The organism is Candidatus Viadribacter manganicus (assembly GCF_001679665.1).
GTDB classification, from domain to species: Bacteria; Pseudomonadota; Alphaproteobacteria; order Caulobacterales; family Aquidulcibacteraceae; genus Vitreimonas; species Vitreimonas manganica.
On sequence record NZ_CP013244.1, the window covers coordinates 2,317,754 to 2,342,212 of the forward strand.

Sequence of the window (24,459 nt, forward strand, 5' to 3'; positions counted from 1 at the left end):
CGGACAGGGGGCGGGGGGTGAGGGGCGTTATGCTGCCGCGCACTTCGCAAGCACGCGCTCGACTCTCACTCTCGATGCAACGCACTCGTATCTCCGCCCCTCATCCCCTAACCCCTTCTCCGCAAGGGAGAAGGGGAATGGTGCGCGCATGTTGAAATCCGTCCTCATTGCCAATCGCGGAGAAATTGCGCGGCGTGTGATCCGGACGTGTAAGCGTCTCGGTGTGCGCACCGTCGCCGTCTATTCCGACTCTGACGCAAAAGCGCTGCACGTGCGCGAGGCGGATGAAGCGGTGCACATCGGCGCGTCGCCCGCAAAGGAGAGCTATCTCCGCGGCGAGAACATCATCGCCGCCGCGAAGCAAACCGGCGCCGAGGCGATCCATCCGGGCTACGGCTTTCTCTCCGAGAACGCCGATTTCGCGCAGGCCGTCATCGACGCGGGCCTCATCTGGATCGGTCCGAGGCCGGACTCCATCCGCGCGATGGGCCTCAAGGACGCCGCCAAGAAACTCATGGCCGAAGCTGGCGTGCCGACGACGCCAGGCTATCTTGGTGAAGATCAGAGCGAAGAGCGCTTGCAGAAGGAGGCCGACGCGATCGGCTATCCGGTGCTGATCAAAGCCGTCGCCGGCGGCGGCGGCAAAGGCATGCGCAAGGTCGAGAAGAAGGCCGATTTCAAAGCCGCGCTCGCATCGGCCAAGCGCGAAGCGGCATCATCGTTCGGCGACGATCGCGTGCTGCTCGAAATGTACGTGCAGCGCCCGCGCCACATCGAGGTGCAGGTGTTCGGCGATACGCACGGCAATGTCGTGCATCTGTTCGAGCGCGATTGCTCGCTGCAGCGCCGCCACCAGAAGGTGATCGAAGAAGCGCCCGCGCCCGGCATGGACGAAGCCACGCGCAAGGCCGTCACCGATGCGGCGGTGCTGGCCGCGAAAGCCGTGAATTATGTCGGCGCCGGCACCATTGAGTTCATCGCCGACGCCAGCGAAGGCCTCCGCGGCGACCGCATCTGGTTCATGGAAATGAACACGCGGTTGCAGGTAGAGCATCCGGTGACGGAAGAGATCACGGGGCAGGACTTGGTCGAGTGGCAGCTCTGTGTGGCAAGCGGCGAGAAGCTGCCGCTGAAGCAGGAAGGGCTGAAGATCAACGGTCACGCGATAGAAGCGCGGCTGTATGCTGAGAATGTGGACGCGGGCTTCTTGCCTAGCACCGGCCGTCTCGAAGTGCTGAGCCTGCCGCAGCCATTTCCAAACATCGTTCGCGTCGACTCCGCTGTCGCAGAGGGTGATGAGGTGACGCCTTACTACGATCCGATGATTGCGAAGATCATCGTTCACGGGCGAACGCGCAAAGAAGCAATCGCGGCGATGAGCGAAGAGTGGGACGCAGTGGGCGCCTGGCCCGTGAAGACGAATGCTGGATTCCTTGCGCGTTGCCTCGCGGATCCGGGGTTCGCCTCAGGCGATGTGAACACAGGCCTCATAGCGGCGCGCGGAGAAGCATTGTCTCGCCAACCTTCACCTTCAAGCGGCGTGCTTGAGAATGCAGCGAAAGCGATCAATTCCAACGCGATCTTTGTGGGAAGCGGAGGGGATCGAACCGTCGCATCGTCGCCGTGGTCGCAGCTCGCCGGCTTTCGGTTGAACAGTGAGAGCGTTCCCATCGCGCGCATGCTCTTCAAGGGCGAGCGCGTGTCAGTGACGTTGGGCGCAGCGCCGCAAGCGGGCTGGCTGGCTCACGGCGGAAGCGAAGTGGTTATCTTCGATCGCGGCGAAGCCTACGAGTTCACCCTCGATACCGGCGAGCGCAGCGCAGACGAAGCAACCGCGGGCGACGGCGCGATCCTTTCACCGATGCCGGGCAAGATCGTCTCCGTCGCGGCGAAAGCCGGCGCGAAGTTGAAGAAGGGCGATCCCATCCTCGTGCTCGAAGCCATGAAGATGGAGCACACGCTCACCGCGCCGTTTGACGGGAAACTTTCAGAGCTAAACGCCAAAGCCGGCGCGCAAGTCAGTGAAGGCGTGCTGTTGGCGAAGTTGGAGAAGGACTAGCCTTGGGGAAATGGAGCGCGGCGCTCCGCGCCACATGCGCGGTAGAAGCCGCGCGCTCCAACCTGCACACATGGCGCAAGCCGGCGAGACGCCGGGGGTCCATATGTTAACCGAACTCAGCTTCCGCTTGTTCGTGATGCCGCACAGCATCGCCGAACACTTCGTTCACGCCGACGATCGCCATTTCCGGCACGCTTGCGTTGGACGGCACACTCGCGCCCGCGCCGATGCGTGAGCCTGCGCCCAGAAATGCGTAGTTCCCGATCCGCACGCCGCGCACCAGCACGCGTTGTCGCCCGCCATCGGTCTTTTTCCGTACATGCGCCGCGAGTTCGACTTCGCGCGAGAACACAACGCGGTTGCCGATGTCCATCAGGCTGCGATCGAGCACGTCCATGCGCACCGGCCATTCGACGCCGTAGCCGATGCGTGAGCCCCACATGCGCAGCCACATCGAATAGAAGCCCGGGAAAATCCGAAGCAGCGATTCCAGGTACGGCAGCGCGTCATACATGGCTTGGATGTGATGGGTCGCCAACCAAGGCGAGAATGTGCGCCCATCGATCTGGTTGACGCCTTGCTTCAACGCCGACCAACGCAGCATCACGCGCTGCACGATCGGCGGCACAAAGTAGACGGTGAACAAGAGCAGCGACGCCGTCCAAATTGACGGCCAGCGCCCGAATACGCCCAGCCCTGCCAGCGACAGCATCGTCATCAGCAGAGGGAAGTACGAGAACAGCCGATCGGCCGTCGTCATCATGCCGCGTCGCTACGCACGGCGCCGGCGATCAGCGCGTAAAGTTCATCGCCGCCGCGCGCCGCCCTGAGGGCGGTGCGTACGTCCGCATGCTTCAGGAAGCGGGAGATCCGCGCGAACGCCTTCAGGTGATCGGCGCTCTTGTCGGGCGGCGAGAGCAACATGAAAACGAGATCCGCCGGGCGATTATCCATCGCCTCGAAATCTTGCGGCGGATCGAGTCGCGCGAAGGCAGCGATCGGACGAACTAAGCCCGGCAGCGGTCCGTGCGGCGTCGCAACGCCTTCGCCAAGCCCGGTGCCGCTCAAACGCTCACGGATAAGCACGGCTTCAAACGCGGCGCGTGCATCGATGCCAGCGCTCTTGGCCAATGTTTCGGCCATGAGTTGCAGAGCTTGACGCCGTGACGTCGAGATCAAGCGCGGCACGATTGCGTCCGCCGCGACCAAATCGCTTAGATCGTTCACCTACTCACCCTGTTCCGCGACGCTCGAACGGACGCCTAGCAACTCAGGCGCCGTTCTTCCTGTTCCCGCGCCCGGGATCGATCCAGCCGATATTTCCGTCTGTGCGCCGGTACACAACGTTCAGTTCGCCATTGGCGGCGTTTCTGAACATCAGCGCCGGCGACTCGGCCAAATCGAGCTGCATCACAGCCATGGACACCGTCATGGCTCGAACCGGTTTCGTGACTTCCGCGATCACCAAAGGCGCCGCCTCGCCATTCACCGGCGCGTCCGCGCCGTCGTCCTCAGCTTCTTCCTCTAATGGCGCGAGCACATAGGACGAAGCTTCCTCTGCGGGAAGGGGAGATTTGTGGTCTGCGTGATGATTTCGCAGGCGCCTTTTGTAGCGGCGGACACGTTTTTCGAGCTTCCCGAGCGCGTCATCGAACGCGCTGTGCGCATCGCCGCCATGGCCTTCTGCTTGGAGGGAAATTCCGGAGGGGAGGTGGACCAAACAATCCACTGCGATGCCAACGCCACCGCCATTCTTGGCTACTGTGACCACTGCATCAGTAGCGCGATTGAAATACTTGCCGACACCGTCTGCGAGTTCGTTCTCGATACGGGTTCGAAGCGCTTCGCCGACATCCATTTGTCGTCCGGCGACCTGTATGCGCATGTATGAGCCTCCTGGTTACAACCACGGCGCTCTCGAGGCCCAGCCCGCCCCCGAAGGCGCCCCGATGCCACTAACAAAGGTAGGCCTCGTGTGCGGGTGGGTCAACGCGTGGAACCGCTAAAGCGATCAAATAGAAGCTTCTCGCCGCATCTGCGAAGCAGTGTCTTTGCTTTATGCCGTTTAACCACCATGTTGGCGCCGGGGAGCCGAAATGAGCGCCGATCAGAGCGCAACACCATCACAGCTTGAGTCGCACACGCAGCCGCATTGGTACGACCTTGCGGCGATTTTGGTGTGTACGCTTGCGTGGGGCACGACATGGTTTGCGATCACCAAGCAGCTCGGTGTCGTCGATCCGGTCGTGTCGATCACATACCGATTCGCGCTGGCCGCGGTGTTGTTGTTTGCGTGGGGTGCGTTCCGGCGTGAGTCGCTGTCACTGAACCGCGCGCAACACTTTGCGGCCTTCGGTGTTGGCCTGTTCACGTTCGCTGTCGATTACTCGTTCGTCTATTGGGCCGAAGAGCGCGTGACATCCGCCGTTGTCGCCGTCGTGTTCGCGGCGATGGCGTTCATGAATCTCATCGTGTTTCGTGTTGTTTTCGGCCAGCGCGCGCCGTTGCTGGCGTGGGCCGCCGCGGGGCTGGGCGTTCTTGGCGTTGCACTGCTCTCGTGGGAAGAAATCGTCACCGCAAATATGAGCTCGCGCGCATTGACCGGCATCGGCCTGACGCTCGCCGGCGTGTTCGCAGCGGCGATCGGTAATGTCTACGCGCGGCGGGCGGAAATGGCTGGCGCCGGCGTCGTCGCCTCGACCGGCTGGGCGATGGGATATGGAGCGGCGTTGCTGGCGATTTTCGCGATGGTGACTGGAAAAACCTGGGCCTTCGAATTTACCGCGCCCTACATCCTGTCCTTGCTGCATCTTTCAGTCGTAGGCTCGGTTATTGCCTTTGCGCTCTATTACGGCCTCGCACGCCGCCGAGGATACGCGACCGCGTCCTACATCTCGGCGCTCACGCCGCCGCTAGCCATGTTTGTTTCGGCGCTCTTTGAAGGAAAGAGCTGGGGGCTCTATGCGCTTGGCGGTGTCGTGCTCGTGCTTGCGGGCCAGGTGCTGTTGCTGCGTTCGAAGAAAGCAGCTTAGGGCAACGCCACGAGCGCCGCGCCAACACCCGGGCGCATCAGCGCGAATGCCGGATTTTCACTCAGCGTTACGTTTGCCTGCACGACGCCAAGAAACATCATGAGATTGTGCTGGCGTGAGAGCCCCGCGTCAGACAAGTACCAATCGCCCCACGTCTCCCCAAGCGGGCCAGGACCACCGACCTCCGCGAACCATTGGGTCCATTCGGCTTCGCTGAAGACATTGCGCGTTGCCATGTAGACGATAGGGCGCGCCAAGCGTTCGCCTTCGCCGTGGATGTAATAGTGGTTCGCCGGCGCGATCTGCGTTGCGATGGCGTCGCGGATGCGCGTGAGCTCGGGTTTGCCGAGAGCCGGATTGAGCACCAGTTGCAGCATCAGATCGCCTGTGTGAGCCACGGCATGGCGATAGCCTTCGCCCGCTGTGAAGCCTCGATAGTCAGTGATGCCGCGCAGATAAGCGATGGAAGAATCGACGAGCTGCGCGCGTTGTTCCGCGCTCATCCAAGGATTTATGCGGTCAGTGCGGGCGATGTCGGCTAACACCAAAGCTGCGAACGGCCGCTGGAATCCTTGCGGGTCGGGCGTGGTTAGCTTCGCTTGTAGATCGGCGCTGAGCGCGGCGAGCGTCACGGTGGCGAGCTGGCCTTCGCGCATGTAGTGCTGCAACGCTTCAAAGGCGATGCCGTCACGTACGGCCGAGTCGGGGTCGCCAAGGCACGAAGCGAGACCCAGCGCGAGGGCGTTGCGTGCCTCCTCATTAGCGATGGTCCAATCGGCGGTCTTCAGCGCATCGAGCTGTGCGCGCGTGTATCCGGCGGGACGGCAAGCGCTGACTTGCGCTTGTGCCGGGGTGGTGGCGCAAGCGCCGAGGAGCAGGAGGCCAGCGAGAGCTAAGCGTTTCATGCCGTCAGCTTGTTCAAACCCCGCGCTTCGCCGCAAAGCCGTTGCGACGAATTGCGGAAGTTGAACGCCCATCAGGCCGGTGCGGGCGTCTCGGTCGTCGGCGCGAGCAGGCGGTGGAAGAGGAACGCGAACACCAGCAGCGCCACTGCACCGGCGGCGATCACTGCAGCGTGCATGGCCCAGAATGAGAAGCCATCCATCGTTTCGATCATTCCCGCGACCTTGCCCGTGGCGAGGTTGCAGATGAAGAGGTGCAGATAATAGATGCCGATGAAGAGACCCCCGACTTGCCGCGGCGCCGCGCGTGAGAAGAGCGCAAGCCCGACCGGGAAGATCATCGCAAAGCCGATGTCATTCACGACGTGGAAGCCGATGCCCCAGATCAGCGAGACGGGTTCGCCGGTTGCGGCCCGATTGGCGCTCGCGAATGCGAGGATCAGTGGCGCACCCGCGGCGATCACGGCGCCGATGGCGAGTTTGATGATCTCATCCGGCTCTTTCCAGCGCTTGCCCCACCACGTCCAGAAGAAAAGCGCAGCGCCCACTGTGATGGTTGAGATGATGGCGTCGAGCGATACGAGCCACGAGACCGGCATCGTCTCACCGAAGAACACGAGATTGTAGTTGGCCTCGCCCCAGAGGAGGTAGGCGTTGAAGATTTCCTGGTTGCCGATCGCGGTCGCGGCCAAGATCGGCAGGAGCGCGATCAGAACCAGCATCGTCATCCAATCGCGGCCGGTGAGTTTCGGCTGTGGTGCGGCGCCTTGAGCGGCTTTGCCGCGCGGCGCTTCCGGAGGCAAATATTTGCGGCCCGACAGATACACAACGAGAGCGACCGCCATGCCGACGCCAGCAGCACCGAAGCCATAGTGCCACGCGACTTTCTCACCAAGGAAGCCAGTCACGATCGGTGCAATGATCACGGCGATCTGCACGCCGAGCAGGAAAGTCTGGTACGCCGTCGTACGCCGCAGATCGTCCGGGCCGTAAAGCTCGCCAACCTGGCTGGCGATGTTGCCCTTGAACAGACCGACGCCGATGAACAGGCACGCGATGGCGCCGACGAACGCGACATCGAACGCCATCAAGAAGTGGCCAGCCACCATGAAGAGGGCGCCGAGCGCCACCGTCATCGTCCGGCCCAGGAAGCGGTCCGCGATCCAGCCGCCGATCATCGGCGTTGCATAAACACCAGCGGAATAGACACCGGTGATCGCCGCCGCGGTCGCAATTGGCGTGGCGAGTTCGCTGCCGCCATCGCCGATGCCGAACACCTGCCCAAGCCAGCCATAGGCAGCGGCGACCGCGCCTTTGAATTCGGTGAAGCCCGCAATGTGCGCGACATTTTCCGGCAGTAGCAGGTACTGCGTTAGGTACAGCACGAGCAGCGCTTGCATGCCGTAATACGAGAAGCGCTCCCACGCCTCCGCGAACACCAAATACCAAAGCCCGCGCGGATGGCCGAGAATGTCCTTGCCGGCTGGCGGCGTGAAAGCAGTGGTCATATGTGCTCCCCTAGTGCTGGCGCGCACTAGCACACCCGCAATCCCGCGCTACGGGGATTCTACAGATGGAATGTTTGTGCGAGTGCGAGATGGCTGGCCGCAGCTATGGGCTAGCTCAGATCGCGAGTTCGACGTCGCCTTCGACGATCTCTTGGCGTAGCTCCGGGCGTTCGCCTGGTGACCAGCGCGAGACGCGGTGGATGACGCGGTAGCGCAGTGGGCCGCCGTCCTCAGTTTCGCTGCGCTCGAGTGGCGGGGGAATGCAGACGAATTCGGTTTCGAGTTCTTCGGGGGAGGCGCGCACGGTGGAGTAACCGTAGCCGCCGAAGTCGACGAACTTGAGGTGCGGGGCGTTGTCCGGATTGCTTGCGGCGCGCGCCGCGGCCGGATCGTCGGTGTCACGCAACGCGAGTGCGGCGCGCACGCCGTGCAAAATCGTTGTGTTGAGCGCGCATTGTTTTGTGCCGTCTGGGCGATCGTGAACGTAGAACGGCCGCAGCGGATTATCGCGCGGGAAGGTGATCGCCTGAACCTCGGCGCCGCCTGCTTGTGAGATCGAGCCGGTGACGAATTCGAGGCCAACAGGTTCAAACGCGCGCGGCGGCAAAGTTTCGCTCAAATAGCCGGCCCAAAACGAGTGCTTGTCGCCGACAACAGTCGTAAGCCCGGTGATGCCCTCATCACGTACCATGCCGAAAATTTCGGCGTGCTCGACAACATAAGAGCGATTGTAGTCGCCGTACTCGGTGCTGGGCCAGGTCGTCGCGAACTCGGGCGGCAGGTTTTGCGGATCGCTGCGCCAAGTGAGCGTGCCAAACGAATGCCCCCAGATTTTCCAAGGCGCTTGCGCTGCGCGCAGGCGATCCTTGAACCAGGCCATCTGTTCGATGCCGAGATAGGCTTGCGGCGGCTCATTGATTTGCGGGTTGGGGACTTCGGCTTCGCCGATGCGGATTGTCGCCGGTGCGCCGCCTGGATACACGCGCCCAGCTTCGAGAATGTCGTTGGCGGTCTCCGGCGTGAAACCAAACTCCATCGAGGGTAGGCCAGAACCATCGATCGGTGCCGACTGGAATGAGCGATTGTCGGTCAAGATCATGTCAATGTTCTTGCCGAAGCGAAACGCTCGTTCGATGCGCAATGCGCGAATGGCGATGAGATTGTTGGGTTCCTGATAGACGCCGCGTGCATCGCGATCGGTGAGCGGTGCGTTGGTGACGGCGGGCGCCTCGAACGGATCACCGGCGCCCGGCTTGGTGACGCGCGCGGGCTGATACTCGTACCACGCTTGGCTGGCCGCGACTTTCAAGGTTTGCCCTGGGTGCACTTCGCTGAATGCGACCTCCGCGCTCTGATAGCCTTGCCAGGAGAATTCGTGATTGTCCCAAACGGGCACAAACGGCCAGCGTGCGCGCGCGTCTTGCAGGTCGGGATCGGCGAGGAAGTTTTTGTAAGCGGCGCGATAATCGTTGAGGTCGGTCGGGTAGTTGAACCGCCGTATCTTCTTGCCGGTTGGGTAGCGGAAGCCATCGCGAAGGCGCCGGCCGCGATCGAGGCCATCGGGCGTGTCCTCGGGATAGCGGATCATCTCGTAGATGAAGTCGCCGAGGTGCAGCACGAAGCTCAGCTGCTCGGCGCGCGGGCGGCGCACATCTTCGTAGATCATGCGCCGATAGGCATTGAGCGCGCTGTTGGTTGGATCCTGGCAGCTGACGAAGGCGAACTTCACGGCGCGATCATCGTTTGTCGTTGGTGCGGTGAGCGTGCGGCCGACGCGGCTATTGTTTCCCGCTTCGTCAACGAAGCGATACCAATATTCGCGTGCGGGCCGCAGGCCTGCGGCGAGGAAGCGGCAGGTCCAATCCGTTGCAGCGCTGACTTCCACATCGCCGCGCGCAACGATGCGCGTGAAGGCTTCGTCGTTGGCCACTTCGACCACGAGACGGTGCGCGCTCGCGCCTTCGTCGGGCGCGCGGCGCGTCCAGAGGACGACGCTTTCCGGCGCAGGATCACCCGAAGCGACGCCTTGCGGGAAGAGATCGCGCCGCTCGGTGCGTGGGCCTACTGGCGTGTGCGCGCAGCTTTGACCGAATGCCAAAGCCGCGCCAAGGGCGGCGGCTTGTTTCAGTAGTGACCGGCGTGTGGCGTGCTCGCTCATCGATGTGCTCCTGGTTTCGCTTTCGGTGAAAAGCGCGAGCGGCGGCAAATCACGTGCGACCAATGACGCGTCAGCCGAGACGGCTGGGCGTTCCGCGTGGCGGAAGAGCGGGAGCAGGGCGCGTGGGGACGCGCTGGTTTAGTGCCTTTGATGCGATATTCGCTCGCTCGAACCTCGCCGCGTGTCGCCACGCGCCCGGTGCGCTTGTTTTCCACCGGGCCGTCACCAGGATGTGTTTCACTCCCTTGGATAGGTCCCCGGCGGCGTGCGGAGATTTGCCCTTCTCCGGTGCGCTCCCACAGTTCACGTCTAGCGTTGTCCCGTGGGCTTCTGCTTGGCGGATGGTCTCGCCGCGCATCACGCTCAATCGCATCCCCCGCGCTCGCTTGGCTCGGCTAGCCGGTGAGCCTCCCGTGCGAGGGATGCGTGCAGGATATTTGAAGTGTGGAGGTGTTGGATAGATTTCTACGTGGGCGTTGATTTTGTTGGGCGCGAGCGGGAATTGGTGTGGGATAGAACGCGGGCGGCCGAAGGCAGTTGACGTTACCGCGCCGTCAATTTGTTCTAGCTGGTCGAGTAGGGGTTGGCTTTTGCTTTCGGCCGCGTTTAGTGGCTCCACATCTTTTCGGTGAATATGGGGATATAGCCGTGCGTGGTTTTCTGACAGGCATTGCCTTTGGCGTTTGTGTGCTTCTTTCGAGCTGCGCCAGTTCATCCGCTCCGACAGCGAGCGGCGACCACGCGGCGGTGGAAGCGCTGCTTGAAGGCGTCGACATCGGCTACGAGACCTTCACGCTCGACAACGGCCTTCGCGTCGTCGTTCACGAGGACAACAAAGCTCCTGTCGTGGCTGTGAGCATCTGGTACAATGTCGGCTCGAAGGATGAGCCCCCAGGCCGTACTGGCTTCGCGCACTTGTTTGAGCACTTGATGTTCAACGGCTCGGAAAACGCGCCTGGGGACTATTTCGAACCGCTGCGCGAAATCGGCGCGACGGATTTGAATGGCACCACCTGGTTTGACCGCACCAACTATTTCCAAACCGTCCCGCGCTCCGCGCTTGAGCGCGCGCTTTTTCTCGAAAGCGACCGCATGGGCCATCTGCTCGGCGCCGTGACGCAGGAAAATCTCACCAACCAAATCGGCGTCGTGCAAAACGAAAAGCGCCAAGGCGACAACCAGCCGTATGGCATGGTCGAGTACGCTCAACTTGAAGCGCTGTTTCCGGAAAGTCACCCGTATCACCACTCCACCATCGGCTCGATGGCCGATCTTTCGGCGGCCTCGCTGGCGGACGTGCATGCCTGGTTCCGCGAAAATTACGGCCCAAACAACGCCGTTCTCGTGCTGGCCGGCAACATCAACACAGCCGAGGCGCGCCAACTAGTTGAGCGCTATTTCGGCGATATCGCACGCGGCCCTGTGAACACACCGGCTGCGGCCGACGTGCCGACCCTGCCGAACCGCATTGACGAGACAATGTATGATCGCGTCGCCACGACGCGGCTCTATCGCAACTGGGTCGTCCCTGGCCTCACCGATGAAGACCAGGTCGCGCTGCAGGTTGGTGCGACCATCCTTGGCGGCCTCGCCAGCTCGCGACTCGACAACGAATTGGTGCGCGGCGAACAAACCGCTGTACGCGTCTCCGCCGGCGTGCAGCCATTCCAACGCGTGTCGATGTTCGAAGTCGATGTTGACGTGAAGCCCGGCGAGGACGCGGACGCTGTCTCGCGTCGCCTCGATGAAATCATCACCGAGTTCGTCGCCAACGGCCCCACCGAGGACGAAGTACGCCGCACGGTGATGCGCACGCTCTCTGGCCGCATCCGCGGTCTCGAGCGTGTCGGTGGCTTCGACGGCAAGGCCGTCGCACTCGCTGAAGGCATGCTTTACGCCGACAATCCAGACTTCGAACGTCAGCGTCTGCAAGAGCTGGCGTCGATCACGCCGGAGCAAGTCCGCGCCGTCATGCAGCGCTGGCTCTCGCGTCCGGTCTATGCGCTCCGCGTGGTGCCGGGCGACCGTGCAGCTTACGCCGAAGCGCCTGCGACGGGGCGTGGACCAGCGGCCCCGCCGTCAAACTATGTGGCGGGTCCGCCGCGTCAGATGCCGGCCGTCGCCGCCGATGCCTCGCTCGATTTTCCTGACGTCCAACGCGGCCGGCTGACGAACGGCATCGAGGTCGTTTACGCTCAACGCACGGCTGTCCCGGTTACTTACGTCACCGTCGAGTTTGACGCCGGCGTCGCTGCTGATCCCGTCAATCGCCTTGGCACGCAGGCATTGATGCTCAATCTGCTGAACGAGGGCACCACGAGCCTCAACTCGATCCAGCTTGCCGAGGCGCAAGAGCGTCTGGGCGCCACCGTGTATAACGGTGCAACGCTTGATCGCACCGTTATTGGTCTGACCTCGCTCAGCACCAACCTCGATCCGTCGCTAGCGCTGCTAGGTGACGTTATCCGCAACCCGGCCTTCTCGCCGGCGGAAGTGGAGCGCGTGCGCCGTCAGCAACTTGCTGGTATCGCCTCTGAGATGACGCGTCCCGATGCTATCGCGCGCCGCACGCTGCCTGCTCTGCTATATGGTGCAGACCATCCTTACGGCCGACCGTTCTCGGGTTCAGGCACGGCGAACGTGGTTGAAACGCTGACACGTGATGAACTTGTCGCCTTCCACCAAGCGTGGATCCGACCGGACTCCGCGACGATCTATGTGGTCAGCGATCTTCCGCTCAACCGCGTCACCGCCGCTCTTAACCGCACGTTCGGCAACTGGACGCCGCCTTCGGTCGCGCGCGGCACGAAGAATTTCGGCGCGGTGATCCCAACTCTGCGTCCGCGCATCGTGTTGGTGAACCGTCCGCAATCGCCGCAATCCTTCATTCTCGCTGGGCAGGTGCTGAACGCGCAGGGGACGGACGATCTCTTGAACCTTCAATCCGCCAATGAAGTTCTCGGTGCTGGCTTCCTCGCGCGCATCAACATGGAGTTGCGCGAACGCCGCGGCTGGTCCTACGGCGCACGCGGCGCGGTTCAGCTGGTGGAGCATCAGATCCCGTATCTCATCCAGGCGCCGGTCCAGGCCGATCGCACCGGTGACTCGATCGCAGCCACTTTGGAGCAAATCAACGCGTTCCTCACCAACGACGGTGTCCGCGCTGCAGAGCTCAACCGCAACATCCCGGGCAACATCCGACAATTGTCGGGGCAGTTCGAAACCTCGCCCGCCATCCTCGGCGCGCTGCAATCGAACGCCCTCTACAATCGTCCAGACAATTATTGGGAGACGGTTGCCGATCGCTATCGCGGCATGACCACGCAAGGCCTCGACCAAGTTGCGCGCCAATACATTGATGGCGACAATTTCGTCTGGGTGATTGTGGGCGACGCGTCCGTCGTCCGCCCGCAACTCGATCGCCTCGGTCTGCCGGTTGAAGTCGTCAACCCGCAGTAACACGAGGACATAGCAATGTGCGCCGCGGCCTGCTCAGCAGTCCGCGGCGTCGCATTTTAATTATCGGCGCGCGGCGTCTGCGGCGGCGAAGTGGGCCATTTGATCGGCGTACGCCTTCTTGAAGGCGGGGCGATCTGTCATGCGTTGGATATAGGCCTCGGTTTCGGGGCGATCTCCGAAGGCGCGCACCTTGGACACGCGGAGCACGTCGGCCATCAATAAATCCGCGACGGTGAAGCGCCCGGCGGCGAGCCATTCGCGCTGCTTCAAGACATCTTCGATGTGACCGAGGCGGCTTTCTAGCCAGGCGGTGAGATTGTTTTCCTTCGCGCTGGTGATTTCCAAAAGCCACCATGGCACGGAAACCATCTCGATCGAATTCAGCGCGGCGATCGTCCATTGCAGCGTTTGCGCTTCGCCGTGCGGATCGCGCGGCATTAGCTTTTCGCTCTTGCGCGCGAGATGCAGCAGGCCCGCGCCGCTTTCGAAGAGACTGATGTCGCCGTCGCTCAAGAAGGGCGCCTGACCGAAGGGTTGGCGCGCGAAATGCCCGGGGCCGCGATTTTCGAATGGCACTGTGCGCACGCTATAGGGAAGCCCAGCTTCTTCGCAGGCCCAGCGGAGGCGCATGTCGCGTACAAAACCGCGCGGACCTTCGGGCGCCCAATCATATGTCCAAACGATCAGGTCGCTCATTTGATCGATCTCACTTGCTTTGGCTTTTTATGCGTTGCGCCCCTAATTGCGCGCCAACGCCCAGCGGATGCGGTTTGGCGGGCTGAGGCCGTGACCCATCGGATCGGCTTCGCCGGAGAGCGTGATCTGATGGCTCTCGCGCGGAGACTTGCCGCCCCAATAGATGGAAGGCTCGATCGCTATGTTGGGTGCGTCAGTGCGCAAGCGCCAACGTTGTCCGCCCGGCGTTTCAAGCAACGCGGTTTGATGTTCGGCTAGCCGTACGCGCACGCTCGGGTGCAAGTGGAAGCGTAGGACATACGGGATGTCCTTTTTGGGGTTCGGCGATTTCAGCCTCATCGGCCGGATGAGTTCGTCGATGCCGCGCAGGTTTTTGCCATCGTGGTCGACGAAGATATAACGCCGGTGCCAGAGGCCAAATTTTTCTTTGTAACCGTCGTGGCGGCCTTGAACGGTGATGCCGCTTTCGTCGGAAGAGCGGCGTACTTCGTCGAGCTGCGGGCCGCTGAGACGCGCGCCGCCGCGGCGTTCATCGAGATTAGCCGAGAGCGCATCCGCAAGCACGAGCGTCGAATGTGCGTTGGTGGCGCGGGCGGCCATGCGTGCGGCGGGTGAGAGCTCGCGCGTTGCGCCAATATTGACGATGAGGCGCTCGGTTTCGCTTGAAAGCTCAAAGGCGAGTGCGCTGGCGTGGGCGCGATCGGCGTAGTTCAGTGGCGGCGCCGTCCCAACATCGAACAGCGCGCGCATCGTGCCGACATCGAGGCGCTGAAAGCCGGTGTGGTTGGCGAATTGGAACGGGCGTACGTCGCCGCCGACGCGCGCGAGCACTGCGTCGATGGTCGCGGGCGAACTTTCCGAGCCGCCTTGAAAGCAACCAAGTCCGCCATCGCCGAGGCGGCACATCCGCAGCATGTTGGCGAGCTTCGGCAGGGTGTCGCTCAGGATTTGGGGCGGATCGCTCAGCGCATCGCGTGCGGTGGTGAGATCGCAGAGCGCCTCGGCCAAGGCTTCAGGTGAGCGCGAGAGGTGGCCGCCGTCGGGGTAGAATTGTTTGGCGCAAGCTTCGATGAGCATCTCTTCGCCCTGCTCGGCGAAGCGCTCTCCTTCAGGAAAATCGGCGGCGCCTGCGAGAACGAGGGCAGCGCCAGCTTTGATCGAACCTAGGTGCCGTTCGCTCAATTCGCTTTGAGCCATCAGCAGCAGGCGTGCTTGGCGGGCGGAGGAGCGGAGTAGAGACGCACGTTGTTCCGGCGCGCCTTGTTCGAAGGCAGGGCGGCCCCAGCAGAGCCAGGCGAACAAGCGCTCGGCAGTAATTTCTGGATCCCAGGCGAGATCGTCCCATTCGCCGTGCTCCTTCACCCACGCGTCAATGAGTTGCGCGATGAAGCTGTGCGCCGAGGGACCGACGGCGGCGAGATCCACGAGCCACGAGAATGAATGCAGCCGGGCTGTGAAGTGCCGCGAGGGATGCGACGGGAGCCACGGAAAAAGGTGCTCGCCCTGGAGACGCTCAGCGCCGATGCGCCAGACGCCGCGGCCGATTTCACGCCCGCGTTCGGTATCGCCCACGCGCGGATCGTTGCCCCAGCGTGCGATGCGATCGGGCGCGGCGTCGCCGAGCCGCATGCGGTGGAATGGATTCGCGCGCCAATGATCGTTCGCCGCGACCGGCCGCGTTTGCCGGTTGGTGGGGGAGACCGGCGCGTTCATCTCAGCTCACGCGGCGGCTCTTAAGCGCTTGATGTTGTCGGCGTAGGCGTCAGCGTCGCCGCCATAAACGGCGGTTCCGGCGACAAGCGCGGTTGCGCCGGCGGCGATGACACGCGGGGCGGTCTTGGCGTTCACGCCGCCATCGACCTCGAGAATGATGTCGCGACCGGTTACATCAATCTTCTTGCGAAGCTTTTCGATCTTCGGCAGCGCCGTCTCAATAAAGCTCTGGCCGCCGAAACCTGGATTGACGCTCATCACCAAGGCAAGATCGATGAGATCAATGACCGGGTCGATCGCTTCAACCGGTGTGCCGGGATTGAGCGAGACGCCTGCTTTCGCGCCGGTGGCTCTAATCGCCTGCAGCGTGCGGTGAAGGTGCGGGCCAGCTTCCGGGTGGACGGTGATGATGTCGGCGCCGGCATCGCGGAAGGCTTGGATGAAAGGATCGACCGGTGCGATCATGAGGTGCACGTCGAACGGCAGCTTTGAGTGCGGACGGATCGACTTGATCACCGTCGGTCCGATCGAGATGTTCGGAACGAAATGACCATCCATGACATCGATATGGATCATGTCGGCGCCGGCTTGCTCAGCAGCGCGCACTTCCTCGCCAAGTTTCGAGAAATCCGCAGCCAGTATCGAAGGTGCAATGAGCGTCCGCGTCATGCTCTGTCGTACCCCGCGCGGGGGAGGCGGCGCAAGGCGAGGCGGAACTAGCTGCGCAGCAATCGGGCTGCGTAGAAGCCATCGAGGCCGCCGATCTCTGGCCAATGGCCGGGATGCGTGCGCATATCGCCATCGGCGGTGATGAATTCGGAGGGAATCTCGTTGGTAAGCGCTTGGCGCCGCCAGCTCTTACGCAGCGCTTCCGCAACGACGCCGGGTCCCTCTTCCGGTTCAAGAGAGCACACGGCGTATATGAGCGGTGCGCCGGGCTTTAGGAGCTCTGCCGCTGACTCGATGAGCTGAGCTTGCAAATCGGCGAGCGCGCGCACGTCGGTTGGGCGGCGCAACCAGGCGACGTCGGGGTGGCGCCGCAGCGTGCCGGTGGAGGTGCACGGTGCGTCGAGCAGGAGGGCGTCAAAGGGCTCCGCCTTGAACGTGAGCGCATCGGCGCAGACGACATCCGCTTGCAGTTTGGTGCGGACCAAATTTTCGCGCAGGCGCTTCAAGCGCGCTTCGGATTTATCGACGGCAGTCACGTGCGCGCCGGCGGCGGCGAGTTGCAATGTTTTGCCGCCGGGTGCGGCGCAAAGATCGAGCACGCGCTTGCCGCGCACGTCGCCGAGAAGTTTTGCCGGGAGCGCTGCGGCGGCGTCCTGCACCCACCAAGCGCCATCATTGAATCCGGCGAGGCTGTCGATCGGCGCGTGTTCGGTGAGGCGTACACTGCCAGTCGGCGTTACCGTGCCGAAGAGGCGCTCGGCCCATTCAGCGGGATCGCCCTTCACGGTGAGATCGAGCGGCGGTTCGTTCAGTAGCGCATTGGCGATTTGTGGCGCAGCATCGCCGTAGGTCGCGCGCCAGCGCGTGTAGAGCCATTGAGGCAGATCGGCGCCGGGCGGCAAGCCGTCCAAAATCTGCGGGCCATCATTGGCGACTTTGCGGAGCACCGCGTTCATCAGCTTTGCAAAGCCGCGCGCTTCGCGCATCTGGTTGGCGGTTTCGACGGTCTCGCCGACGGCTGCGTGCGCGGGCGTGCCTAACACGAGCAATTGCGCTGCGCCTAAATGCAGCAATGCGCGTGCGTGTTCGGCGCTATCGGGCAGGGGACGGGCGAGGAATTCTGAAACGACGGCGCTGATGCCGCCGAGACGGCGCAGACCCGCAGTGGTGAGCGCGCGCGCAAAGGCGCGGTCACGGCCAGCCAGCGCATTGAAACTCGGTGTTTCGCCGAGCGCATCTTCCAATGCACGGCCGCGTTCCATCACGGCGACGAGGAGATCGGTTGCTGCGCGGCGGGCGGTCAAGGTGGCGTGGGTGTATCGGACGTGTACTGCACGTCAACGCGCGCCCGGCGGAAGCTGGCGAGCCGGATTGTCGCGCCGCCCGCCGAAAGCGGCGTCGAGATGCGTACCGGCGGCGCAAACGTCGTGTCGGGCATCAGCGCGAACCAGACTTGGCCTTCTGGGATGCGCCGGCGGCCTTGGTCACGCGGATTGAAGCCGCTGATGGCGATGTAGCTCAGCGAGCACTTTAAGACTTCGCCTTCGAAGCCGCCGCCATCGTAGGCGTCGATATCGCCGCCGCCCAATTGCAGGAGGTAGTGAAAGCGGCCGTCGAACGTGGGGTAGGTCCCTTCGCAGCGGCGCGAGCGGCCGACATCGATCGACATAGCGACGATACTGGACAGCGGATCGCGCGAGGCGCGGCGCTGTTCTTCCGTCGCGGCTGGGTCACCCCAAGTCCGGTACTCGGGTTCGATCTGCGAGGTGATCGCACCGACCCCATCGGCCTGCATGCTGATGGTGCGGCGCTTGCCGCTATAGCGATGATCGAGATCGTAACGCTGCCAGCGTGGAGTGCCGGCGCTGATGATGCCGGCGGCGCTGGCGTCGATGTCGGTGCGCTCGAACAAGTTGAGAATGCCGCGCGAGGCTACGGTTGCGGAAATGTCGTAGCTTTCGTCGGTGACATCGGCGTCCACGGTGACGCCGCCGACAGGCACGAAACCAAGCCCAAATCCATCATAGGTGAGCGCAAAGCGATCCGCCGATGCGGGCGTCGAAATCAGCATGAGGGCGGCAAAGATTATGAACGCGCGCATAGCGACAAGTGTAGGCGGCGTAGGCGCTGCAGCAAGTCTCGAGAGCGGCTGTGCTGCTTGGCGCGCAGCAAAAAGGGGAGCCAGCGTGGCTCCCCTTTTCGAGGTCGTCGATCCTGGCTGCGTTAAAGCGGACGGACGTTGATTTCCATGTTGTCGAGTGGAAGTTCGACCAGCGTGCCGACGCGGCCCGAGACGACGTCGCTGAAGCCAGCGGCGCGCGCTTCGGAGATCTGCACTTGCGCTTCGACTTGGTTGCCGGCGCCGGTTAACACGACGAGGCCCGCATTGGAGTCGCGCGCTTGAGCTGCAACTTCCGCCGGCGTCATGCTGGACTGCTGATGCAGATGCGACAGCGATTGGCTGTGCGCGCCTTGCAGAACGACGTCGGCGTTCGCAGCGGCTTCGGCGCCAACCATGCGTCCATCGCCGCCAACGACTATTGAGCGGCCTCGATAATCGAAGCGATAGCCAACCCGACCCGTGAACGCGTCTTCTTGAGTTGTGAAGGCCGAGACTGTGAGGCCGTCACCTTCGAATACGATCACCGAGCGGCCCGGCTCAGGCGAGGGTCCCCAGGCCTGGAGGCCGCGCGTTGCGCCATCCATGCCGGCTGCTTGGTTCAGGCCGTCGACCGTGCGTTGCGTGTCGGCTGGGCCGTAGACAGGAAGCAATGCGTCATCACGCCCTTGCGTGGCTTGGCCATACATCGCGCTGAGGTCGGACATTTGCTGCATGCCGGAGCTGGTCAGCAGCACCGCTTGCAGGCGCGCCATCGGCACGCCGCGTTGAACGAGTGAAGAGGCTGCGCCCGAACCGGCGTCGACCACGAAAAGGCGCCCGCCCGCAACGACCGCGAGGCAAGGTTGTTGGGCGCCATTTTCGCTGCCGCCGCAAACGATTGCGCGCAGGGCCGTGGAATCGAACAGGTCTTCGTTCGCGGTCGCTTGTTGCTCAGCGTACGCAGCGTATGCGCGCGCGATCGCTTCTTGGCCTTCGGGCGTTTGCGAGCCCAACACCCATCCACCCCAAAACAGGCCTGACAGCGTCACGAAGACGACAGAGGATTTGCCGATGGCGTTCATGGTACCGACCCCGAATCTCAAACAACGCGCTTCGACGGCGCGTTGACGTTTAACCCCACTCAAGCGTTGCTACCCGACGCTATGATTCTAGCAAACTCAGTTAACACGAGGTTTCCACAGGTGCGTGCCGTGCTCTGGCCGAAACGAAAAACCGCGCCCAAATCAGCGTATTGGTTAACGCTCGATGTCTGGCTTGGCTGCCCAAATGGTTAACGATGCAAAGCGCGTATTGGTGTTCGATTCCGGGGTTGGCGGGCTTTCGGTATTCGACGCCATCGCCGCAGCGCCGCACGCGTTCGAACTCGACTACGTCGCCGACAATGCGTGGCTGCCGTACGGCCTGAAAACCGACGAGCAATTGCGTGCGCGTGTGCCGGCCCTGCTTTCGCGCGTGGTGGAGCAGTGGGCGCCGGAGGCGGTGGTTGTTGCCTGCAACACGGCGTCGACGATCGCGCTCGAGCCGGTGCGGGCTGCTTTGAAAATACCTGTGGTTGGCGTCGTGCCGCCGATCAAACCCGCGGCGGCGATGACCCAGACTGGCGTCATCGGATTATTGGCGACCCCGGCCACGGTGCAGCGCGCCTATACGAGCGATCTCATCAGCCAGTTCGCCGCCGACAAAACGGTGATCCGCTTCGGTTCTGCGGGGCTGGTGCAGGCGGCTGAGCGCAAGTTGCGAGGCGAGGATCTAGGGACAGCTGAGATCACAGAGGCGATCCGGGGGCTTTTTTCGGCGCCGGGTGGTGAAAACATCGATGTTGTGGCGCTGGCCTGCACGCACTTCCCGTTGCTCGTGGAGGAACTCACCGCAGCGGCGCCGCGCGCCTGCCTCTGGATGGATTCCGGCGCGGCTATCGCGCGGCGTCTTGCGAGTGTGCTGGTGGCGCAGGAGGGACCAACGCGCGTGCACCGCGCGGCGTTCACGAATGGGCACGCCGCACATACATCTCTGCGTGCATTCGAAGCGCGTGGGTTTGGTGATTTTTCACACATCGACGAAGCGCGCGATTTTCGCGCTGAAGCGCTGACCCGAGCGACGGCGGTTTAGATGCCGTGCTTTTTGGGAAACGCTAAGCCAATGTAGGCTGCGTTCTCCAGCGCGCCGCATTGCGTGCGCGAAATCAGAGCGTAACGATCACGCTCAAGAACATAAGAATTTCCTTGGGGAATAATTCATGGTCAGCGCCTTTGGCGACACGCCCCTCGGGCTGACGTCGCAGATTTTGAATTTGGCGGCAGTGCTAACGCGTAAGCAGTTGAAAGTCCCGCGCTATCAGCGCCCATACACATGGTCTGAGCGCGAAGTCCGTGAGCTCATCCAAGATTTGTGGCGCGCTTACAAACGTGGCGCGACGTTCTACTTCATCGGTCAAATCGTGCTGGTGAAAAATCACGGAAAACTTGAAGTCTCCGATGGCCAGCAGCGTCTCGCAACACTGACGATGCTGCTCGCGTACGTGCGCGATCGCATTCCCGGCCGCGCTAAACAGTATCAAACCTTGATCATGGACGGGAATACGCCGCGTCTGCTTCTGCGCGAAGAAGATCAGAACTTTTATCTCGGCTTCGTTCAGGAGCGGGGACATATGAGCGAGCTGGCGCGTCATGCGGAAATCGGCGTGGATTCGAAAGATTTGATCGCAAACGCGGCGCGCACGATCGAGTCCGAGATGAGCAAGATCACGGAAGATCGCGAGCTCGACGCGTTCATGTCCTATATCGCGCGCTCGTGCACGCTGAACGTCGTCGATGCCGACGAACGTGGCTGCGCGCAGACGGTGTTCAACACGCTGAACAAGCGTGGCTCGCCGCTTTCAGGCGCGGATATCATCAAGAGCGACTTGCTGGAAAACTCCGGCCTGTCGAACACCGAAGCCGACGCTGCGGCGCGCAAGTGGGAGCAGACCGAGGATCTGTTCGAGCGCGATAATTTCGCGCGGTTGCTTTACATGATGCCGTTCCTGTTGACCGGCGAACCTTTGTTGTCGCCGGGCGATCTTGCTTCCTTCCGCACTGCCGTTGAGCGGGCAGGCGGGGTGCGGGCGTTCCTGTTTGAGCAATTGCCGCGCTATGCGCACGCGTTGCGCGCGATCTTTGCCGGCTCGATCGATGTTGGCCCGGCGAGTGAAGAAGTGAATCGCCGCGTTGCGCTTATGAAACAGGTCGAGCAATGGGATTGGGCGCCGTGCGCGATCGCGTTCCTGGCCGAGCATGCATCGGAGCCGGAGCGTGCGCGCCGTTTCTTCCAGGGTCTCGATCGCCTGACGTTTGCTTGCGAGTTGGCGGTGGTCGAAAATCGCGACCGCGAAGCGCGCTACGCCAACATCATCAAATACATCAGCGACGATAAGATCCTGCACAATGGCGAAGGCAAGCAGCGCGCGCTATTGCTGACTGAAACCGAGCAGATGAAGTTCTTCGCGACGCTCAATCGTTCGCGCAAGCGCGACCGTCAGCGCCGCTTGTTGCTCATTCGAATGGAAGCGGCGATGCCGGGCGGCCGGATCGTATCGATGATGGATGACGCGACTGTTGAGCACGTGCTGCCGAAGAATGGTGGGCCGTGGTGGAACGAGCGTTTCCCGGATCCGGCGCTGCGCAACGAGCTGGCCAACCTACTCGGCAACCTCACGCTGCTGACCTACGACCAGAATGCGGCCGCCGATAACAAGCCGTATTCGAAGAAGCGTAGTCTCTATTTCGATACCACCGCGGCGATCTACGCGCTCACCAAGGACCTTGGTCCCATTGAAGAATGGACGCTTCAGGCCATCGAAGAGCGCCACGAACGGCTGGTTCGAATTCTCTGTGAAGACTGGGGTCTGGTGCGGGGCGGTTAACCCCTCGCTAACCAAACCGGCCCGAAATCTTAACCTCGCGTTTAGTCCTGGGGCGAGGTCGGGAAGTCATGTCGCTGTTGTACGCGGTCGTTTTTGCGAGCCGCTGCCGTTCCAACCATCACCGCCTCGCGGTAGATGCATTGCGACATCTGCAAAGCCCCGACTCCGAACGCTGGCGCAATTTGCTGCTGCATTTCCACGCTGAGTATCTCGCCGGCGCCAAGGCGCCCGATGAGGTGTTCAAGGATTTCAAAAACCATGTCCTCCACGTGCGTGAGAAGGAGTGGGGCGGCGCGATCGAGAGTTGCGAGGAATGGTATCGCCGCACGGTGCGGGCGATGGCGGCGAAGGACTGGAAGCAGGCCGCGTACTGCGCCGGCGTCATGAGCCACTATTACGTCGATCCCATTCAGCCGTTTCATACCCACCAGACCGAAGAAGAGAACGTCATCCACCGCGCTGTCGAGTGGAGCTTTTCGAAATCGTATTCGACGTTCCAGCAGATTCTGGAAAACGATCTGGGCGGCTACCCGAAGATGGACGCGCCAGGCGGAGATAACTGGCTCGCTGAAATGGTACGCGCCGGCGCGAAGCTCTCGAACCAGTATTATGAGACGGTGATCGACCATTATGACTTCGCGAAGGGTGTGAAGGATCCGCCAGCCGGTCTTGATCAAGAGCTGAAGGACACGATTGCAAAGCTTGTTGGCCATGCCGCCGTCGGTCTTGCACGGATTTTGGATCGCGCCTTTGCTGAAGCGGCGGTTCGTCCGCCACGCATGGGCGATGACCTGCAGGGGTTCTTCCTTGCGTTGGAAATTCCGATCCAAGCTGTGCTGAAGACGATGGACAATGCCGCCTCACGCCGCGAGGTGGAAGCGCAGTACGAGGAATATCGCCGCACCGGCAAAGTGCGCACCACGCTGGGTGATGACGATAAAGCCGTGCGCGAAATGCATGCGTTAGAAGTGTTGAAGTCGCCGCTTTCCAATCTCGATGCGAAATGGCCGCGTGAGATCGGCGCGAAGGCGGGTGAGGGCGCGCCTGCGCGCGCGATGAGCACGAAAATTCCAGCAATTCCGCGCGCCCGGCAGACACGCACGATCGATTTGGCGCCGAAGGCCGAGCTGCCTGTCATCGCGCCGGCGCCCGTGCCCGAGCCGAAGCAGGTGAAGCAGCAGGCGCCGCGCGAACTACCGGAAGGTGCGCCGCTGGCGAAGCGTGAGAAGACGTTGCCGAAGTTTACGTTGAACGAGGGCGCGCCGGTTGTTCAAGCGCCGTCTATCGGACCGAAGACGGCTAAGCGTTTGGAAGCTGTCGGTGTGAAGACGATTGCCGATCTGCTGGCGCTCAATGCGGAAGATGGCGAGCAGCAGATCGACGCGCGCCACATCTCGGCGAAGGTGATCCGTGATTGGCAGGCGCAAGCGCTGCTCGCGTGCACCGTGCCAGGCATGAAGTCGCGCGAAGCTCAGGCGTTGGTTGCGTGCGGCATCGAAGATGCAAATGCGCTGGCTGCAAGCGATGCGACGCAGCTTTGCGAAGGTGTTGCGCAGTGGGGCTTGTCTGACGAAGGTCAGCGCGCCTGGGGCGCGGCGCCGGCGCCCACGGCGGATGATGTCGCAACGTGGATCGAGCGCGCCAAGCGCGCGATCCAAGAAGGCAAGACCAACGTTGCGGCTTAGATTTTCAGCAGCGTAAGTACGATCGCTGCGATTAGAACCGGCGCGATGAAAGCTGTCAGACTGGAGGCGACGACGCGCGCCGTCTTCAGCACGCGATGGCCCTTCAGCGGCTTATCTTCGCGCGGCGCCAGCGCGAACTTGCACATGAAAGCGAAGGCGCCCCCGACAGCGGCGGTTGCCGCGCCGGCAACAGCACCTGCCATCAATGCTGCGATCGCTGAAGCGAACGCGATCAAGCCGAGAATGCCGTGACCCGAATTCATCACGTGTTTGACCAAGCGCTCGGCGCGGCCAGCGTCGAATTGTTTAAACGCCACCGGCGCCAACACGAATGAGAAGAGGGCGATCCAGCCGAGCGATGCCCCGGCGAGAATAATTGCGGTTGCTTGTGCGATCGGTTCCATGGCCGACGCCTAGCATGAGTCGCCTTGTAGGAGTGTAGCGGCCCAGAAACGCTGCAGATCGTTACGATATCGCGCCGAATTCAGGTGCGCAGCATTTGCGTTCTTTGTATCGGCATTAACATTGCCCATTCACCGTGGGCGGGTGACAGGG

18 protein-coding genes and 1 pseudogene are annotated in these 24,459 nt (G+C 62.4%); 6 read left to right on the top strand and 13 right to left on the bottom strand.

Annotated features, from left to right (window positions below; genetic code table 11):
- Window positions 1-148 precede the first annotated feature (148 nt).
- A complete protein-coding gene (locus tag ATE48_RS11930) occupies window positions 149-2,059 on the top strand; it encodes an acetyl/propionyl/methylcrotonyl-CoA carboxylase subunit alpha (RefSeq protein ID WP_066771802.1) in 1,911 nt (636 codons plus the stop codon).
- 106 nt (window positions 2,060-2,165) lie between these two features.
- On the opposite strand, the gene ATE48_RS11935 is transcribed toward ATE48_RS11930, so the two are convergent.
- The 3 genes from ATE48_RS11935 to hpf are packed head-to-tail and all read right to left on the bottom strand — an operon-like array spanning window position 2,166 to window position 3,944.
- Window positions 2,166-2,822: an acyltransferase gene (locus tag ATE48_RS11935; RefSeq protein WP_066771804.1), complete on the bottom strand. Its 657-nt coding sequence runs from the start codon at window positions 2,820-2,822 to the stop codon at window positions 2,166-2,168.
- Window positions 2,819-3,286, bottom strand: a complete 468-nt coding sequence (locus tag ATE48_RS11940) for a PTS sugar transporter subunit IIA (protein WP_066771806.1) — start codon at window positions 3,284-3,286, stop codon at window positions 2,819-2,821. The genes ATE48_RS11935 and ATE48_RS11940 overlap by 4 nt, the downstream gene beginning before the upstream one ends.
- Window positions 3,287-3,329: 43 nt before the next feature.
- A complete protein-coding gene (gene hpf, locus ATE48_RS11945; RefSeq protein ID WP_066771809.1) occupies window positions 3,330-3,944 on the bottom strand; it encodes a ribosome hibernation-promoting factor, HPF/YfiA family in 615 nt (204 codons plus the stop codon).
- Between the two features lie 211 nt (window positions 3,945-4,155).
- On the opposite strand from hpf, the gene ATE48_RS11950 reads away from it, so the two are divergent.
- Window positions 4,156-5,091, top strand: a complete 936-nt coding sequence (locus tag ATE48_RS11950) for a DMT family transporter (RefSeq protein ID WP_083197317.1) — start codon at window positions 4,156-4,158, stop codon at window positions 5,089-5,091.
- Here the strand turns inward: ATE48_RS11950 and ATE48_RS11955 are convergent.
- The 3 genes from ATE48_RS11955 to ATE48_RS11965 form a co-directional block, all read right to left on the bottom strand.
- Window positions 5,088-5,996, bottom strand: coding sequence for a DUF2785 domain-containing protein (locus ATE48_RS11955; protein ID WP_228126594.1), 909 nt, complete (start codon window positions 5,994-5,996; stop codon window positions 5,088-5,090). The two genes, ATE48_RS11950 and ATE48_RS11955, sit on opposite strands and share 4 nt — an antisense overlap.
- A 71-nt stretch (window positions 5,997-6,067) precedes the next feature.
- On the bottom strand, window positions 6,068-7,501 hold the full coding sequence (locus tag ATE48_RS11960; RefSeq protein WP_066771815.1) for a peptide MFS transporter: 1,434 nt from the start codon (window positions 7,499-7,501) through the stop codon (window positions 6,068-6,070).
- 115 nt (window positions 7,502-7,616) lie between these two features.
- On the bottom strand, window positions 7,617-9,659 hold the full coding sequence (locus ATE48_RS11965) for an alkaline phosphatase D family protein (protein ID WP_066774974.1): 2,043 nt from the start codon (window positions 9,657-9,659) through the stop codon (window positions 7,617-7,619).
- A gap of 648 nt (window positions 9,660-10,307) precedes the next feature.
- Between ATE48_RS11965 and ATE48_RS11970 the strand changes: the two genes are divergently transcribed.
- Window positions 10,308-13,118, top strand: a complete 2,811-nt coding sequence (locus tag ATE48_RS11970) for a M16 family metallopeptidase (RefSeq protein WP_228126595.1) — start codon at window positions 10,308-10,310, stop codon at window positions 13,116-13,118.
- Between the two features lie 60 nt (window positions 13,119-13,178).
- Here the strand turns inward: ATE48_RS11970 and ATE48_RS11975 are convergent, their stop codons facing one another.
- The 6 genes and pseudogenes from ATE48_RS11975 to ATE48_RS12000 form a co-directional block, all read right to left on the bottom strand.
- The gene (locus ATE48_RS11975) at window positions 13,179-13,814 is read right to left on the bottom strand and encodes a glutathione S-transferase family protein (RefSeq protein WP_066771817.1); all 636 of its coding nucleotides are present in this window, start codon (window positions 13,812-13,814) and stop codon (window positions 13,179-13,181) included.
- A gap of 42 nt (window positions 13,815-13,856) precedes the next feature.
- Complete coding sequence (locus tag ATE48_RS11980) at window positions 13,857-15,527, bottom strand: heparinase II/III family protein (RefSeq protein ID WP_066771819.1); 1,671 nt, start codon at window positions 15,525-15,527, stop codon at window positions 13,857-13,859.
- Between the two features lie 6 nt (window positions 15,528-15,533).
- A complete protein-coding gene (gene rpe / locus ATE48_RS11985; protein ID WP_066771821.1) occupies window positions 15,534-16,196 on the bottom strand; it encodes a ribulose-phosphate 3-epimerase in 663 nt (220 codons plus the stop codon).
- A 47-nt stretch (window positions 16,197-16,243) separates the two neighbouring features.
- The gene (locus tag ATE48_RS11990; RefSeq protein ID WP_066771823.1) at window positions 16,244-17,500 is read right to left on the bottom strand and encodes an RsmB/NOP family class I SAM-dependent RNA methyltransferase; all 1,257 of its coding nucleotides are present in this window, start codon (window positions 17,498-17,500) and stop codon (window positions 16,244-16,246) included.
- 125 nt (window positions 17,501-17,625) lie between these two features.
- Window positions 17,626-18,297: pseudogene (locus ATE48_RS11995) on the bottom strand (DUF3108 domain-containing protein); the annotation flags it as partial.
- Between the two features lie 122 nt (window positions 18,298-18,419).
- Window positions 18,420-19,379, bottom strand: a complete 960-nt coding sequence (locus ATE48_RS12000; protein ID WP_066771831.1) for an MBL fold metallo-hydrolase — start codon at window positions 19,377-19,379, stop codon at window positions 18,420-18,422.
- A 205-nt stretch (window positions 19,380-19,584) separates the two neighbouring features.
- Between ATE48_RS12000 and murI the strand changes: the two genes are divergently transcribed.
- From murI to ATE48_RS12015, 3 genes are all read left to right on the top strand, one after another.
- Window positions 19,585-20,427: a glutamate racemase gene (murI, locus tag ATE48_RS12005; RefSeq protein ID WP_066771833.1), complete on the top strand. Its 843-nt coding sequence runs from the start codon at window positions 19,585-19,587 to the stop codon at window positions 20,425-20,427.
- Window positions 20,428-20,554: 127 nt separating this feature from the next.
- Window positions 20,555-22,219, top strand: a complete 1,665-nt coding sequence (locus ATE48_RS12010; RefSeq protein WP_066771837.1) for a DUF262 domain-containing protein — start codon at window positions 20,555-20,557, stop codon at window positions 22,217-22,219.
- A gap of 68 nt (window positions 22,220-22,287) precedes the next feature.
- Window positions 22,288-23,904, top strand: coding sequence for a DUF4332 domain-containing protein (locus ATE48_RS12015; protein ID WP_066771839.1), 1,617 nt, complete (start codon window positions 22,288-22,290; stop codon window positions 23,902-23,904).
- Here ATE48_RS12015 and ATE48_RS12020 read toward each other — a convergent pair.
- Window positions 23,901-24,308, bottom strand: coding sequence for a hypothetical protein (locus ATE48_RS12020; RefSeq protein ID WP_066771841.1), 408 nt, complete (start codon window positions 24,306-24,308; stop codon window positions 23,901-23,903). The two genes, ATE48_RS12015 and ATE48_RS12020, sit on opposite strands and share 4 nt — an antisense overlap.
- Window positions 24,309-24,459: the final 151 nt, after the last annotated feature.